Raw genomic sequence first — 14,249 nt, forward strand, 5'->3', positions numbered from 1 at the left:
ATATATAAAATAACTAATGATGTAATGAGAAACAAAAAAGGATTTAGCCGGTGTGCGGAATTCTACATCGGCCGTTTACGAAAGGAGGGACGCCATTCTACGGCGCATGTCTACAAGAATGCTCTCTTTTCTTTCGGTAAGTTTTGTGGCACGTTCAATGTGTCGTTCAGACAAATCACCCGTGAGAGTTTACGGCGTTATAGTCAGTATCTTTACGAGTGTGGCTTGAAGCCCAACACGATTTCTACGTATATGCGTATGCTTCGTAGTATCTACAATCGGGGAGTGGAGGCGGGTGGCGCGCCTTATGTGCCACGATTATTTCATGATGTTTATACCGGGGTGGATGTTCGTCAGAAAAAGGCTTTGCCTGCTGTCGAATTGCATAAGCTTTTGTATGAAGATCCCAAGTCGGAGCGTTTACGCCGTACGCAGGCTATTGCTGCCCTGATGTTCCAGTTTTGTGGAATGTCATTTGCCGATTTAGCCCATCTGGAGAAGTCGGCCTTGAATCAGAATGTGTTGCGATACAATCGTATTAAAACCAAAACTCCGATGAGCGTGGAAGTACTTGATACTGCAAAGGAAATGATTAATCAGCTCCGTAACAGGGGAGATTCTCATCCCGATTGTCCGGATTATCTGTTTGACATTCTTAGCGGCGATCGGAAACGTCAGGATGAAAGAGGTTACCGGGAGTATCAGTCAGCTCTCCGCCGATTCAACAATCGTTTGAAAGATTTGGCAAGAGCCTTACGTCTGCAATCTCCTGTCACTTCCTACACGCTTCGCCATTCCTGGGCAACGACAGCGAAGTATCGGGGAGTACCAATTGAAATGATTAGTGAATCATTGGGCCATAAATCTATTAAAACCACACAAATCTATTTAAAAGGCTTTGGGCTTAAAGAACGTACGGAGGTAAATAAAGGGAATTTATCTTACGTTAGAAACTGCTGTGTAGGCAGGGGTAAGAGCGTAAAGTTCTGATAATCAGAACTGGTGTATGTGTGTTACTTCTTAGGTAACGGAACTTAAATTTGACGCAAAGATAGACAAAAACATAGATAGTAAGCAAATATTCTTCCATTTTTTTTCATTTTATCTAAAATATAGGGAAAAAACTATCTGAACATGAAATAACTTTATTTTCATGCTCTATACTTTTTATTGCCTAATCTCTGGATTTTTCCTGTTGAGTATTAGGCAGTTTCCTTCTTACGCCCTATTTCTATATGTGATTTCCATTTTTTATTGAGATGTGTGCCTTGTGTATGTATTGTCCGTTACCTAAGAAGTAACGGAATAACATGGGGTAAAAAAACATGATTTTAACAAAACCAAAATCACTTAGTGCTGGGCCTAGCGATGGGACAGGGGAAGGCGTAGCACACTCTAAACGCTGGTATGTTGCTCTGGTTCGAATGCACCACGAGAAGAAGGTAGCCGAACGTTTAGACAAAATGGGGATCGAGAATTTCGTTCCTGTCCAACAAGAAATTCATCAGTGGAGTGACCGTCGTAAGATGGTGGAGTCTGTCCTTCTTCCAATGATGGTGTTTGTTCACGTTAATCCGAAAGAACGCAAAGAAGTTCTGGGTTTTTCTACAGTCAGCCGTTATATGGTGATGCGAGGTGAGAGTTCTCCAGCGGTAATTCCAGATGAGCAGATGGCTCGTTTTCGTTTCATGCTCGACTATTCAGAGGAAGCTATTTGTATGAACAGCTCCCCTTTGGCACGTGGTGAGAAGGTTCGTGTTGTGAAAGGACCTCTGACCGGGCTGGTTGGTGAACTGGTCAATGTAGATGGTAAAAGCAAGATTGCCGTCCGGTTGAATATGCTGGGATGCGCTTGCGTTAATATGCCTATTGGCTATGTCGAGGCTATCTGCGAGAAAAACTAGTACTCGTTCATCATTTATCCACAATTTACATGAATATGAAGTTTTCTTGTGCTTTTGCACTGATATTCTCTTTCTTCTTCTTCTTTTCGGCTTGTCAATCCTATAAGAAAGTACCTTATTTGCAGGATGCGGAGATTTTGAAACAGGCGAATACGCAAGTAGCCCCTGTTCAGGACGCCAGGTTGATACCGGGAGATGAGGTTTCCATTCTTGTTTCTACTTCCGATCCGGTTGTTTCGCAGCCATTCAATGCGCAAGGCAGTACCTTTCTGTTGGATGACCAGGGAAATATCAATTATCCGGTTTTGGGTAAACTTCCTTTAAACGGATTAACGAGCCGCGAAGCTGAAAACCTGATAACGGAGAGACTGAAATCTTACGTGAAAGAAAGACCTACGGTAGTAGTCCGTATGTCTGGCTTTAAAGTTTCGGTTTTGGGAGAAGTGGCGTCTCCGGGTGTTTATCCGGTGGTGAATGAGCAGATCAATGTACTCGAAGCCCTTGCCATGGCAGGAGATTTGACCATTTATGGTGTTCGTGATAATGTGAAACTAATCCGCGAAGACAAGAACGGGCATAAACAGTTTGTTACACTCAATCTGAACGACGCGGATTTGTTATTATCTCCTTACTATCAGTTGCAACAGAATGACATCCTGTATGTCACTCCCAATAAAACCAAAGCACAGAGCGCGGACATCGGCACAAGTACTACGATGTGGGTTTCGGGATTTTCTATCTTAGTGTCTATTGCCAGTCTGCTGGTCAATATACTTAGATGATCCTTACAACTCTCCATATTCTTTGATACAGTTAAAACACGGACATTCCTTCATCGGATTTAAATCATGATGGCCTACAATCAATGCTTTGGGGAATCTTTTTCTCAATTCGCGGAGCAAAGCGAGCAAAGAACCTCGTTGCGCCAATGTACGTGTGTCTTGGGGACGTCCGGCAATATCCAGCCCTCCTTCGTAACAAATACCTATCGAATGGGTGTTATGGTTACGGCAGTGTGCCCCGACCTTTTCCAGAGGACGGCCTTGGCAAATTTCTCCATTGCGGGTGATGTAGAAATGGTAACCGATGTCACGGAACCCACGGTGTTGGATATGATCTTGTCGGCAAGCCTCCGCCGAAAAGAATTTTCCTTCCGGCGTGGCACTGCAATGAATGATAATCAGCGTGATGGTGCGCATGGAGCTACATACAACTTTGTACTCCGATCAAGCCTCCGATAGCGGTGGCAACGGTGATAATCACTTTGATAATGAAGCTCCATACGGAGCGGGGAGAAGATGAATTACTCATGACATTGTTTTTTTAAAGATTAAAAATTGGATTTAGATAAGATAAGTCCTTCACTAAATGAAGGACTTACAGAAGATAAGAAACTAGGATTAGGCAGCCGGGTCAGGTGCTTCACCGCTTCCGCCCGGATTCGGATCAGGAGTATTGCCTGAATCGGAATCTCCACCAGGGGTAGTTGGTTTCTGATACTCCGCTTGCTGCTTCAGTTGACTGTCGAGTTTCAGGTTGGTAGTCGACAAATTACCGGTGGCACGAGCTTTCAGGCGCATACCTGTGATGTTTTTCTCTAACGAAAAATCTTCCAGTGTTTCAGCCGCCTTACTTCGGATGCCTACCCCAAAGATGGCAAGGTCGTCGATTTTCACGCATTTGCCGTCGAGCAGCAATTCTTTGATGCAGTCTACCATGTCAGAAAGTACACCTTTGATGACACCACCGGAATACGGTGAATTGTGTTTCGACATGTGTTCGGCAAGCTTGGCCAAATCAAACGTCTCGTCGCTTACCGCACGGGCGAACCACTTGCCTGCATTCAGGCCTTTCTGCTGTTGGTTTTGATAAATTTTGTAACGAATCATAAAACAATAAATTAAAGGGTTAAACATATTGTCCGGGGATTCTTTTCCCTTCCGACAATACAAAGATACTACCCAGAAACATCGATAAATCAATTGTTTGCGATTGCGCACGATTGTTGTCAATTATATGTCGTAATGGTCGTTTATTCAATGGAAAAGCGTTGGTTATGTGGTACTATTTTGTTATTTTTGTAACTGTAAATCAAAATTTTATCCATTATGACCGAATTCAAAATACGTGCCTATGGGCGCATGGAACTGGCGCAACTTTATTCTCCGACACTTACCGACATTGCTGCTTATCGAAAAATGAAGAAATGGATCTCTTTATGTCCCGGACTTCTGCAACGTCTGTACGACTTAGGGTACGAATCAAAGCGTCGCTCATTCACACCGTTGGAGGTGAGAGTGATTGTGGACGCTTTGGGAGAACCTTGAAGAAGTTGAGAGTTGAAAAATGAAAGTGGGAAATGGCGAGAGGAATAGAAGCGGTTTGTGTGGGATAAAGCGGTGCTTTATGGTTGCTAAACCTATGCTTTACGAACGCTAAAGCGATGCTTTATTAAAATACAAGAAATACACTTTTACTCCCGTTTCCCTAACACACGCACACGTGCGTGCGCGTATAAATGCCTTTATCGTCTGCGTTGGTAAACAACCCTTTCTTTATCAGACGGTTCAACCAGCCGAAAGCAGTGTTAGGTTTGATTTTCATGACTGTAGCCTGCTCCGACAACTGTGCACGGGTGAATTGGTTGCCCATCGCTTCGAAAAGTGCATCCCGGTCGGCATTGGCTCTATGTTTGACTTCTGTGGAAGGAAGAAAAGACAAGATATGCGTGGCATGACGATAAAGCGGAGTTACAAGCTCCAGGACCGCTTTAAAATCTTCAGTGGTGATCGTTACATCCCAACGGGTGATAATGCCGTCTTTGATATTATCAGTGGTAATCTCCTTATCAGGAGTAAGCAGATGGATAGAAGAATTCTTGAATTGGTAAGGTTGATCACATTCCAGTGCACGTATCATAGCTACTTCCGCCATGATGCGGCACGTGTTGACAGCCAGTCGGGCTATGGAACTGCTCATTTCGTTGTCGTTGGCAAGCCCCGAACGGAAGAACAAATCGGAAAAGAGAGTGTTGAACTCTTGCTTTTGCTCATCGGTGAGCCGGAGCGTATGGACTCCATGTGTTTTCATCAGGTCGAGTTGCTTTTTCCATTCCAGGCCTATGTCTGTGAAGATAGCTTCCAGATCGGCTTCGCCACTTTCAAACTGATTGATCCATGCCCATATACCATGCATGTAATAAAACAGTTGGCGCGAGAACAAGCCGTTCTCTGTCGAGGGAATAAGTGGTTTCACTTGTGCGGGCGTACCGGAAAGCAAGACGGACAGATAGCTTTTCTTTACTTCCCGGTATTCCTGGTCGGTACGCCGGTTGTACGACAAACGGTCATGGTCGAACGCTTTGCGGAGCGTGTCGCTCCAGTGTCCGTATTCCGAGCCGATGGCAGCAGAAATAGTATCTGCTTCCGTTTCGCAGATAAGTCCCGTGCCGTTGGCATCCATGATATTTTGCAAAATACCTGTTCCGGTGTTATTGCCCGAGATGAGAAACATTCTGTTTTTGGGCATTTGGGGAGCTTCCACTTTGCTACGCTCTTTTCCCATGACGTCGTAGGCGGCTTTCTCTTTTTTGTAAGCCTTTACCTCTTCCGCTACTTGCTGGCGGATCTCGTCATGGATAGGTTCGACGAGCAGACGGATAAGCGAAAGAATTCCCTTACCCGAGGCAGAAGGAGCCACGATGAAACTTTGCAGGCAAGGAGACTGGAGTTTGCCGGCGTATGGACATCTCACATATCGTTCCATGCTGGCACCTATGGCAGTCAATGCTCCGAGCAGCATGACATCACGCTGGGTAGGGCTGGTGGCATAGCTCATGATGAGCAAGAGGATTTTCGGCCAGTCCGCTTCGGGGAAAGTGGGCAATGGCTGGTTCGGGTCACTGCCGTTCAGCAGTTCTTCGGATTCGTCCGGTTCGTCATTCTCCACCTTATTATATACGTGTGCGTGTGTGAGAACTTTGGACGGTGTATTTTCCGTATTTTCTGTATTTTTACGGTTGTTCATAACTTCTTCTTTGCAGAGGATTACACCTGCCATCTCAGCAAGATGGAAAGCCGTGCCCAGGTGCACTTCTCCATGTTGGGTAGTGAGAGTATTGGAGAATATCCGTTCGGCATGTTCACGTTGATACTTGGCGGACACCCGGCACAAACGATGAAAAAACTCACGTCCCGCTTCGCCGCAATCTGTTGCGATGGCGAATGCCAGTTGTACATATTCAGCATAGGTAGGAGCAATATCCGCTCCTGCAGTTTCAACCGCTTCAGTGAGGCGGCGTAAAGATTCAATATCAGTCATTATTTTGATTTATGATTTATAATTATGTTTTATGGTTATTCGTTGGTGGTTCTAAATAATGCACCCGGATCATGGCAAAGGAAACAGGATCTCACAATGTCTTTACCGGAAAAGTCCACGCCTTTTTTCTTTTCTCCGAAAGGAGGAGGTGTTCCTGTACCATAGATCATCACAGTGTATAGCATTGCTAACTTCATTTTTTCCGTGATACAGTTTGCGTTATCGGCCATGGGTAAATGATTGTAGGGTATAAAGGCTTTTACGCCCCGTCCGCTAGGACTGATAAACGTGAGCACAGGGTGGAGAAGAGGGTCATTGAACAACGTCTTACGCATCTCCACTGCTTCCTGATAGGAGGTGAGATAGTCTATATCTACTACTGTTAGGAGGGAAGGATCTATGAGGCATTTGCTGCTGCGACGCGAGAACGTACCACAGGGAGTCACGTATGGTAATAGTGATGCTTTTGCCGTCCGTATATCTGCGGAGTTGCGTACTTGTTCGGTCAGAACTTTGAGATTCTCGTTGCAGGTAATCATTTGAAAAACTTGCTCTACGGAGACTTCGCAGCTGGGAATAAGCGTAGGAGGAGTAACTAATTGTCCGTGTTCGTCTTTAATGGGCGCAATGGGAGGCATGAAATAAGACATTCTAAAATCGTTTGTCATAACGTATCTAATTATTTGATTATCGCCTTGAATTTTCAAAACGCGGGGCGAAGGTAGGAATAGCTTTTAAATCAACTGTTCTGACATATCAGAACAGTTATAGATAGAATCATGTATTATTTAATAACTTTAACAATTAACAGAATTACAAAAATGAAAAAGTACTCTCATGCAGCACTCGGCCTTTTCATCGCCGAGCAGTTTAAGAAAGCAGGTGTGAAGATAGCTCCCATGTGCGCTGAAATAGGCTTGGGCAAAGCTGTCTACTATGCAAAGGTTATAAAAGGAGAGACGTTCGTTTAAGTCATTTCACCCGTCTTTTGGCTTACTTCTATGACTGTCATACCAAAGAGGAATTTCGAGCCAAAGTAATTGAATGGATCGACCGGTATATCGATTATCGTGAGAAACACGGGTGATGGGAAAGAATTTTAATCAGTTGATAATAAAATAATGCAGGAAGTCCAACGTTTCAATAAAGTCCTAAAATCTTTTGTCCTTCTAGGGGACATCATCTTATTGAACTTGCTGTTATGGATGTTTACTTCGATTTGGGAAAACCGGTCTCCATTTGAGTATTCAATGCCTCTTCTCCAGAACATGGCTCTGATGACTTTATGTTATCTGGTTTGCAACATCCGTTCAGGAGTGATCCTTCATCGTCCGGTGGTTCGCCCGGAACAAATAATGCTTCGGGTGGCACGGAATATGATTCCTTTTGTATTGATAGTCTTTGGGCTTTCATACATATTTCATTTTGAATGTGTCAATCTGCGTCAGTTGGGGATATTTTATGTAGTTCTCATTATCGTGATCATTTCCTATCGTCTGACGTTCCGATCTATTCTGGAGCTTTATCGTAAAAGTGGGAAAAATGTTCGAAAGGTAGTGTTGGTGGGTAGCCATGAAAATATGCAGGAACTTTACCATTCCATGACGGATGATCCGACATCCGGGTATCGTGTATTGGGATATTTTGAAGATTTTCCGTCAGACCGCTATCCTATGAATATAGCTTATTTGGGGCAGCCGTGTGAAGCTGTTGATTATTTGGCTCGTAATGCGGGAAAGGTGGACCAGCTTTATTGCAGCCTTCCTTCCGCCCGTAGTGCTGAAATAGTGCCGATTATCAACTATTGTGAGAATCATCTGATTCGTTTTTTCAGCGTTCCCAATGTCCGGAACTATCTGAAACGGAGAATGTATTTTGAAATGTTAGGTAATGTCCCGGTACTTTCTATCCGTCGTGAGCCACTTGAGTTATTGGAAAATCGTATGATGAAACGTGGTTTTGATATTATTTGCTCGCTACTGTTCCTTTGTACTTTTTTTCCGATTATATACATCATTGTGGGACTGGCTATAAAGATAAGTTCGCCTGGACCTGTCTTTTTCAAACAGAAACGGAGCGGGGAGGATGGTCGTGAATTCTGGTGCTATAAGTTTCGTTCGATGCGGGTGAATGCTCAATGTGATACATTACAGGCTACAGAACATGATCCTCGTAAAACCCGAATTGGTGATCTGATTCGTAAGACGAATGTGGATGAACTTCCTCAATTTATTAATGTCCTGAAAGGGGATATGTCTTTAGTGGGTCCCCGTCCGCACATGTTGAAGCACACAGAAGAATATTCTCATTTAATAAATAAATATATGGTCCGTCATTTTGTAAAGCCTGGTATTACAGGTTGGGCACAAGTGACAGGTTTCCGTGGAGAAACGAAGGAGCTTTGGCAGATGGAAGGACGTGTGCAACGTGATATCTGGTATATCGAGCATTGGACGTTTCTTTTGGATTTATATATCATGTATAAAACTGTGTATAATGTAATCCGCGGGGATAAAGAGGCTTATTAGGTGAGGAATTGGAAATTGAATAAAGATTAAATCAATAGTTGTAATTTACATGAGTAGGTGGTTATGAGAAAATTGAAACGATTGACTTTGGGTGCGTTACTTGCTTTTTTGCTGGTATCCTGCCAATCATATAAGAAAGTGCCTTATTTGCAGGATACGGCTTTTGTGAATGATACAGAACAGACTGTTCGTCAGACAGGTGTGAAGGTTATGCCCAAGGATTTGTTGACGATTGCCGTATCTTGTTCTACTCCGGAACTGGCTGCACCTTTCAATCTGGTAAATTCGGGTACTGCTAGTGGAACGGAGGGAAAGACGGTAGGACAAGGAGCTGCATCATCTGCTCTACAGCAATATTTGGTAGATAATCAAGGGAATATAAACTTTCCGGTATTGGGCGAGATTCATGTAGGTGGATTGACTAAACTGGAAATAGAAAACCTGATTATAGATAAGTTGAAGGTTTATTTGAAAGAAGCGCCGCTTGTAACTGTACGTATTGTTAATTATCGGATTTCAGTGCTGGGGGAAGTTGCCAAACCAGGTAGCTTTGTAGTCTCCAACGAGAAGATTAATTTGCTGGAAGCTCTCGCGATGGCAGGTGATTTGACTATTTATGGTATGCGCGATAATGTGAAATTAATCCGAACCGGACAGGATAATAAGCAGGAAATTATTACTATGGACTTGAATAAGGCTGAAACGGTATTGTCTCCTTATTATCAGTTGCAGCAGAATGATATTATTTATGTGACACCTAATAAGACTAAGGCTAAGAATTCTGATATAGGAACTAATACGGGATTATGGCTTTCTGCTACTTCTATCTTGGTTTCACTTGCAAACATATTGGTAATTTTATTAAATAAGTAATTAGTAATGAAAGAGAATTCGTATGACAATAATATGAGTGAATTAGACGAAGAGAAAGTTAATTATCAGGAACTTCTCTTTAAGTATATAATTCATTGGCCTTGGTTTGTTGCTTCGGTTTTAGCTTGTTTTATTGGTGCTTGGATGTATTTGCATTTTCAGACTCCTGTGTATCAGGTTTCTGCTTCTATTATGATAAAAGATGATAAAAAAGGAGGAAGTGCAGGTTCGGCTGATTTAGAAAACCTAGGGTTGGGAGGAATGATTACTTCTACGCAGAGTATTGATAATGAGATAGAAGTGCTACGCTCAAAAACAATATTGAAAGAGGTTGTCAATAATCTGGAACTATATATTACTTATTATGATGAGGACGAATTTCCTAAAAAAGAGTTGTATAAAACCTCTCCAATAATTGTAAATTTGACAGCACAGGAGGCGGATAATTTGCCGGATGTGGCTATAATTGATATGAAGCTTACGCAGGAAGGTGGATTGGATGTAAATTTGAAAGTGGGTTTAAATGAGTATAATAAACATTTTGAAAAACTCCCAGCAGTGTTACCTACAGATGTCGGTACATTTGGGTTTGCATTGAAAGATTCTTTATCAAACGGGAGGATGGAAGGACAAAATATAGTACGAAATATCAGTGCTATGGTTAGCCGGCCATTTGGAGTAGCAAAAGGGTATCAGTGGGCAATAAATATAGAGCCGACTTCTAAGACGACTTCTGTTGCTGTTGTTTCATTGATGAATACGAATATACAGCGTGGCCAAGATTTTATCAATAAGTTGATAGAAATGTATAATCGTAATACGAATAATGACAAAAATGAGGTTGCAGAGAAAACTAAAGAATTTATTAATGAACGTATTAAAATTATTAATGAAGAACTCGGAAGTACAGAAGATAAATTGGAAGCTTTTAAAAGAAATGCTGGATTAACTAATATTGGCAGTGATGCCCAATTAGCTGTTGAAGGGAATGCAGAATATGAAAGAAAGCGTGTAGAGAATGGAACTCAAATCAATTTGATTCGTGATCTTACCAAATACATTAGTAATCCGTCGAATGAGTATGAGGTATTACCAGCTAATATTGGTTTGTCTGATAATGGTTTGACTACTCAGATAGATCGTTATAATGAATTGATTTTTGAACGCAAGCGTTTACTCCGTACTTCTACAGAGAATAATCCTATGATTGTGAATCTGGATACGAGTATTCGTGCCATGAAAGCGAATGTACAAGCAGCTATTGATGGTACTTTGCAAGGTTTGCTTATCGTGAAGGCTGATTTGGATCGTGAAGCCGGGCGTTTCTCTCGTCGCATCAGTGATGCTCCGGGACAGGAACGTCAATATGTAAGTATTGCACGTCAGCAGGAAATTAAGGCTGGGCTTTATCTGATGCTTTTGCAGAAACGTGAAGAGAATGCTATAACTTTAGCAGCTACTGCAAATAATGCTAAGATTATTGATGAGCCTGCAGCTGAAGGTGGCCCCATTTCTCCAAAACCTAAAATGATTTATATGGTTGCTTTAGCAGTAGGATTGGGGGGACCTGTTGTTTTTATTTTTTTGCTCGGTTTGACTAAGTTTAAAATAGAGGGGCGTGGTGATGTCGAGAAATTAACAAGGTTACCTATTGTGGGTGATGTACCATTGACTGATGAAAAGACAGGTTCTATTACTGTGTTTGAGAATCAGAATACTTTAATGAGCGAAACTTTCCGTAATATTCGTACTAATTTACAGTTTATGCTTGAAAATAGTCAGAAAGTAATTTTGGTGACTTCAACAGTTAGTGGTGAGGGTAAATCGTTTATATCAGCAAATCTAGCTATCAGTCTTTCTTTGTTGGGGAAAAAAGTCGTGATTGTGGGGCTTGATATTCGTAAGCCAGGTTTGAATAAAATCTTTAATATTCCCAGAAAAGAGATGGGAATTACTCAATATCTGTCAAATCCAGAAAAGAATTTGATGGATTTTGTTCAGTCTTCAGATGTAAGTAAGAATTTATATATTGTTCCGGGGGGAACAGTACCACCTAATCCTACGGAATTATTGGCTCGAGATGGCTTGGATAAGGCTATTGCTATATTGAGAAAAGAATTTGATTATGTGATTTTAGATACAGCTCCAATTGGTATGGTGACTGATACTTTGCTTATAGGTCGTATTGCTGACTTATCTGTCTATGTATGTCGTGCTGATTATACTCGAAAAGCAGAGTTTACCTTGATTAATGAACTGGCAGATAATAATAAACTTCCTAATCTTTGTACAGTAATTAATGGTTTGGATCTTCAGAAGAAGAAGTATGGCTATTATTACGGCTATGGCAAGTATGGCAAATACTATGGTTATGGTAAGCGTTATGGCTATGGTTACGGTTATGGAGAACATAGAGTGAAGGAAGAATAAACGTCTAAAAAGGTGAGGATTTATTCTATCTTAGTAGAAATATATAATGATGGGTACATATAATCATACGATAAGTACTGCTAAATTGTAGAGTAGATCTCCTTAAACTCCTAAGTAAACTCTTTGCTGGAGTTTTTAACGCTTATACAGATATTTGGGATCTCGTGTTTCAATATATCTAAATCTTTTTAACCTAACATTTCTGTTTATAGCTATGAATTGTTTTTTGAGTTTATATAGTGAAAATGATTAAGTCTTTTACCAAAACATCGTACGATAACAAATTAGTAATTCATAATGGTAAATCCATATTATATCGTTTGCGTTAGCGATGAAGATTATGTACAGCATACAGCTGTAATGTTGTGCTCACTTTTTGAAACTAATCGCGACAAATCGTTTCAAGTATATTTATTGACTACAGGAATATTAAAAGAGTCTGCTTGCAAACTTTCTGTTTTGTGTAGTAATTATGGTAATACATTTATAATCAGGAACTGTGCAGCTAATGATATTAGTGACTTACCTGTAGGGCAGTGGAATATTATTATGTATCTTAAACTTTTTATACCTCATGTGCTACCTCTCGAAGTTGAACGATGTCTTTTCTTAGATGTGGATATGATAATTAATGACGATATTAAACCTCTTTACGAGATAGAGTTACATAACAAAGTTTTGGCCGCAGCAGAGGATATTCCCGATTGTGTCACTTATAAGCCTAGGCTACATTTACAGGTAGAAGATCTTTATATAAATTCAGGGGTTATGGTTTGTGACCTTTTACAGTGGAGGACTATGGAATTACAACGTCCTATCTTTGATTTTGTTCGTACTGTTGCTGATAAGATAAACAATGAGCAAGACGTGATAGCAATGTATTTTAAAGGAAAGATAACTAGTTTACCTATCAAGTGGAATATGACCACTTTTTATTTTAGGCGACAACCCAAGATTTTTAATAAATATCTACCTCAATTAATTGATGCCCGAAAAGCTCCAGGTATTATTCATTTTGCTTGTCCTATTAAACCTTGGTTTCGCGATTGTCAACATCCTTATAAAATATTATACAAAAGATATCTTCTTATGACTGATTGGAAAGAGTATAAATTCCCCATTTTTGAACAAATGACAGCGTGGGGGAGAACAAAACGTATTGTGCGTAACTTTCTCAATTGTGTAGGGGTGATGAATGATGCTGGATATAATATTAAATAATAATTGAAATAAGCTATTGTTATTAATAGATTATCAGAGAAGCTTAATCCATTGAGATTAAGTGAATTCTAAAATGTATGCAAAAATATAACTATTCCTTTTTTAATCGGATAATAACCAAACTAAAAACATTGTGGATTGATCTATTTCATAATCCTATATTAGTCAATGCTTGTTTATTTTATTCCTATGGTAGGTTAGTTCATCGTAATTGGGGTGATGATATTAATCATTTCTTTATAGAATGCATATTTAGGCGTAAAATCTCTTATCTTTATAATTCTTCTCTTTCAATGAGAAGGAATTCTATAAATTATTTAATGATTGGATCAACCATTGACCAACTGTGCAACTCACAAACTATTATATGGGGAGCTGGTGTTATTGATGGTAACAGTGAATTACCAGCTAAACCTTTGAAAGTTTTGGCTGTAAGGGGGCCGCTGACACGCCAGTATTTGCTAAATAATGGAGTAGATGTTGCACCTGTTTATGGCGATCCAGCTCTTTTATTGAAGTATTGGTATAGACCTAATGTTATAAAAAAGTATAGATTAGGCATTATTCCTCATTTTGACGACTTCGATCATCCAGCTCTCGTTGGATTTAAAAATGATCCTAAAGTACTTATGATAAAGATGGAAGGATACAAAAACTGGCTAGAAGTACTAGATCAAATTTGTAGTTGTGAATATATAGCTTCTTCGTCATTACATGGGCTAATTATGTCTGAAGCTTATGATATCCCCAATTTATGGATTGAACTTTCAGGTAAATTAATGGGAGGACATTTTAAATTTCATGATTTTTTTCTTTCTATGGATCAAGATCGTCCTCAGCCATATGTTGTTAAGGAGGGAATGAGTTTGAATGAAATAATGGCTGCTCTATCAAGTTATAAAAAAGGATCGATTGATTTGAATCCTCTTATTAATTCTGCTCCATTTAACATTTATTTAAAAAACAATTAGTA

Annotated in this window: 15 protein-coding genes; 10 read left to right on the forward strand and 5 right to left on the reverse strand. The window is 40.5% G+C overall.

Translation table 11 applies throughout. The features are described 5' to 3' along the window. Positions 1-24: 24 nt before the first annotated feature. From I2I04_RS03370 to I2I04_RS03380, 3 genes are all read left to right on the forward strand, one after another. Positions 25-990, forward strand: a complete 966-nt coding sequence (locus tag I2I04_RS03370) for a tyrosine-type DNA invertase cluster 3b (RefSeq protein WP_195470833.1) — start codon at positions 25-27, stop codon at positions 988-990. Positions 991-1,325: 335 nt separating this feature from the next. Next, complete coding sequence (locus I2I04_RS03375) at positions 1,326-1,904, forward strand: UpxY family transcription antiterminator (RefSeq protein WP_143257627.1); 579 nt, start codon at positions 1,326-1,328, stop codon at positions 1,902-1,904. A gap of 29 nt (positions 1,905-1,933) precedes the next feature. After that, the gene (locus tag I2I04_RS03380; RefSeq protein ID WP_195654286.1) at positions 1,934-2,686 is read left to right on the forward strand and encodes a polysaccharide biosynthesis/export family protein; all 753 of its coding nucleotides are present in this window, start codon (positions 1,934-1,936) and stop codon (positions 2,684-2,686) included. Positions 2,687-2,689: 3 nt separating this feature from the next. Here the strand turns inward: I2I04_RS03380 and I2I04_RS03385 are convergent, their stop codons facing one another. The 3 genes from I2I04_RS03385 to I2I04_RS03395 all read right to left on the reverse strand — a co-directional run bounded on the left by I2I04_RS03385 (position 2,690) and on the right by I2I04_RS03395 (position 3,793). Continuing rightward, on the reverse strand, positions 2,690-3,103 hold the full coding sequence (locus I2I04_RS03385; protein WP_195470834.1) for an N-acetylmuramoyl-L-alanine amidase: 414 nt from the start codon (positions 3,101-3,103) through the stop codon (positions 2,690-2,692). 4 nt (positions 3,104-3,107) lie between these two features. Next, complete coding sequence (locus I2I04_RS03390; RefSeq protein WP_004297473.1) at positions 3,108-3,215, reverse strand: smalltalk protein; 108 nt, start codon at positions 3,213-3,215, stop codon at positions 3,108-3,110. An 89-nt stretch (positions 3,216-3,304) separates the two neighbouring features. Next, positions 3,305-3,793, reverse strand: coding sequence for a DNA-binding protein (locus I2I04_RS03395; protein WP_074637223.1), 489 nt, complete (start codon positions 3,791-3,793; stop codon positions 3,305-3,307). 219 nt (positions 3,794-4,012) lie between these two features. On the opposite strand from I2I04_RS03395, the gene I2I04_RS03400 reads away from it, so the two are divergent. Further along, positions 4,013-4,231 (forward strand): DUF4248 domain-containing protein, encoded by a 219-nt coding sequence (locus I2I04_RS03400; RefSeq protein ID WP_004313208.1) that lies wholly within the window; start codon positions 4,013-4,015, stop codon positions 4,229-4,231. A 160-nt stretch (positions 4,232-4,391) separates the two neighbouring features. Here the strand turns inward: I2I04_RS03400 and I2I04_RS03405 are convergent, their stop codons facing one another. Together I2I04_RS03405 and I2I04_RS03410 are read right to left on the reverse strand one after the other, a co-directional pair. Further along, positions 4,392-6,224 carry a DUF3987 domain-containing protein gene (locus tag I2I04_RS03405; RefSeq protein WP_195654287.1) on the reverse strand — a complete coding sequence of 611 codons (1,833 nt, stop codon included), beginning with the start codon at positions 6,222-6,224 and terminating at the stop codon, positions 4,392-4,394. Between the two features lie 35 nt (positions 6,225-6,259). Then, a complete protein-coding gene (locus tag I2I04_RS03410) occupies positions 6,260-6,892 on the reverse strand; it encodes a BT4734/BF3469 family protein (RefSeq protein WP_143257402.1) in 633 nt (210 codons plus the stop codon). Positions 6,893-7,045: 153 nt separating this feature from the next. Between I2I04_RS03410 and I2I04_RS03415 the strand changes: the two genes are divergently transcribed. The 6 genes from I2I04_RS03415 (at position 7,046) to I2I04_RS03440 (ending at position 14,247) form a co-directional block, all read left to right on the forward strand. Next, on the forward strand, positions 7,046-7,195 hold the full coding sequence (locus I2I04_RS03415; protein WP_195470836.1) for a hypothetical protein: 150 nt from the start codon (positions 7,046-7,048) through the stop codon (positions 7,193-7,195). 150 nt (positions 7,196-7,345) lie between these two features. Continuing rightward, entirely contained in the window at positions 7,346-8,752 is a 1,407-nt protein-coding gene (locus tag I2I04_RS03420) for an undecaprenyl-phosphate glucose phosphotransferase (protein ID WP_143257403.1), read from the forward strand. 57 nt (positions 8,753-8,809) lie between these two features. Next, complete coding sequence (locus I2I04_RS03425) at positions 8,810-9,625, forward strand: polysaccharide biosynthesis/export family protein (protein WP_410489755.1); 816 nt, start codon at positions 8,810-8,812, stop codon at positions 9,623-9,625. A gap of 6 nt (positions 9,626-9,631) precedes the next feature. Continuing rightward, complete coding sequence (locus I2I04_RS03430; RefSeq protein WP_195654289.1) at positions 9,632-12,055, forward strand: GumC family protein; 2,424 nt, start codon at positions 9,632-9,634, stop codon at positions 12,053-12,055. A gap of 297 nt (positions 12,056-12,352) precedes the next feature. Continuing rightward, entirely contained in the window at positions 12,353-13,276 is a 924-nt protein-coding gene (locus tag I2I04_RS03435; protein ID WP_195654290.1) for a glycosyltransferase family 8 protein, read from the forward strand. 77 nt (positions 13,277-13,353) lie between these two features. Beyond that, positions 13,354-14,247 carry a polysaccharide pyruvyl transferase family protein gene (locus I2I04_RS03440; protein ID WP_195654291.1) on the forward strand — a complete coding sequence of 298 codons (894 nt, stop codon included), beginning with the start codon at positions 13,354-13,356 and terminating at the stop codon, positions 14,245-14,247. The last annotated feature ends 2 nt before the right edge of the window (positions 14,248-14,249 follow it).

This window comes from Bacteroides sp. 1001136B_160425_E2 (genome assembly GCF_015559655.1).
Lineage (GTDB): Bacteria > Bacteroidota > Bacteroidia > Bacteroidales > Bacteroidaceae > Bacteroides > Bacteroides luhongzhouii.